Genomic DNA, 1,914 nt, shown 5'->3' with positions numbered 1-1,914 from the left:
CCACGACGGTGCCCGCCGCGTCGTACAGCGCGGCCCAGCCGTCGACATGGGAAGCGAGCCGCGCCAGCAGATCGCCGGGGCCGTCGCCGCTCAGCGCGGCCCGGGTCAGCTCGCGCTGGGCCTCGAACCCCGCGGTGACCGAGCGGTACTGGTCGGCGGCGATGGCTGCCGACACCGCCTTGCTGATGGCCAGGAACGGCGTACGCCGGGGCACTTCGAGGAGCGGCAGGCCCTCCTCGTCGGCCGCGGCGACCAGTGCGGGCGGGATGTCGTCGTAGTGGACGCCGACGGCGAAGCCCAGCCCGACGACTCCGGCCTTGGCGAGCCGTCGCACGTACCGGCGCATCGCCTCCTGGTCATCGGTGTCCAGGGTCATCGCGGTGATGAGGAGGAGCTCGCCGCCCTCCATGTACGGGACGGGGTCGGCCAGCTCGCTGACGTGGGCCCAGCGCACCGGCGTCTCGAGCCGGCCCTCCCCCGCACGCACGGTCAGCTTGAGCGTGGAGTGGTGGACCAGCGAGGCAAGGGTGGGCGGCATGGAGGGACCGTAGGACCTTCGGCTGAAGAATGGGTGAGAACTGCGCCGCCCCGTATGAACGGCTTCTCCGATTCTGCCAGGGCGTACGGGTCCCCGCGCCGGATCAGCCGCGCAGATCCACCAGAAGGGGCGGTGCGTGCTCGCCGCGCACTGTCGTCAGCGAGAGCACTGCATGGCCCGCCGGCACCGAATGGGCCAGGTCGGAGGCCGACCAGCGCTCACGCTCGACCCTGCGCACGGTGACGGCGTCCGTCGTCACCGCCTTGCCCGTGACGAGTTTGCGGAAGGAGTGGATCGCCCGGGTCAGCGGCTGGTCGGCGAAGACGGTGCGCTGGGTGACGTCCCTGGTCTCCACCCATTCGGTGCCCCACGCATCGGCGAAGGACCTGCCCTCCCAGGTGGTGACGCCGGAGAACGCCATCCGGCAGCCGACCGCGCCGAGCAGCGCGGTGTGCAGGTCGTCCGGCACGTCGCTCAGGCTGCGCAGGGTGAGGACAGCTCCGGCGTGCGCGGAGCGCAGCCGCTGGATGGAGCGGACCGAGTCCGCCGTGATGGTGCGGGTGGCGTCGTCGATGACCAGGCAGGCGAAGAGCGAACGGTCGGCGCGGGCCGCCGCACTCGCGGTGAACTGCGCGAGGACGAGCCGGGCGAGCACCCGGGACGCCTCCGCGTGCGCCCGTTCCGGGAGGTCGATCCTGACGCGTACGGGGTGTTCGAGGGAGCGCAGCGAGAAGGGCCTGGATGTGCCCGATGTGTCGAAGAACCCGGCGAAGGCGGGGCGGTCGAGTGCGGCGACACGGTCGGCGAGCGCGGGTCCCGGGTCGCCGGGCGCCCCGGACTGCCGGGCGCGCGCGTCGAGTTCGCGCTGCAGGCCGAAGTGTCCTGCCGCGTCCAGTGCCTCGCGCAGGGTGGCCAGCGCGGCCGGCACACCGTCGAGGAGTTCCCGCAGGTCGGGGACCGAGGGGAAGCGGCCGTGCGCCGCCAGGTAGGGGCCGAGCAGCTGGGCGAGCGCGGTGGCCGCGCGCCTGCTGTCGACCTCGGGGAGGTCACCGGTGAACGCCTCGGCGAGCACGGCGGCGGCCTCGTCGGGGTCGGTGGTGCCGCCGTAGAGGTCGAAGTCGTGGACGGATGAGCGGTCGCCGGGCTTGACCACGACGTCGTACGCCTCGTCGGGACCGAGCTGGGTGCCGGCCGCCGCGACCACGATGACGGCGGCCTGGCCGGCGAGCGCCTGGAGGGCCAGTGACTCGGCCACCGGCCGCACCAGGTCGCGGGTCTTGCCCGCGCCGGGCGGTCCGACGGCCAGCAGCGAGGTGCCGAGCAGTTCGGGTTCGAGCGCGAGGCCGCTGCCGCGCCTGGCGTACGGGTTGCGCTCG

General features: G+C 73.6%; 1 protein-coding gene and 1 pseudogene. Both read right to left on the bottom strand.

Annotated features, from left to right (window positions below; genetic code table 11):
* Positions 1-538 (bottom strand): PucR family transcriptional regulator ligand-binding domain-containing protein (locus G3I19_RS36305; protein WP_203601161.1); only part of this gene is annotated, 538 nt, incomplete at its 3' end.
* A gap of 103 nt (positions 539-641) precedes the next feature.
* Positions 642-1,914 (bottom strand): annotated as a pseudogene (locus tag G3I19_RS36300) (ATP/GTP-binding protein); the annotation flags it as partial.

Source organism: Streptomyces sp. SID10853 (assembly GCF_010548145.1).
GTDB lineage: Bacteria > Actinomycetota > Actinomycetes > Streptomycetales > Streptomycetaceae > Streptomyces.
Note: the sequence above shows the minus strand (reverse complement) of the source record. Positions and strands in the feature narration are given on the sequence as shown.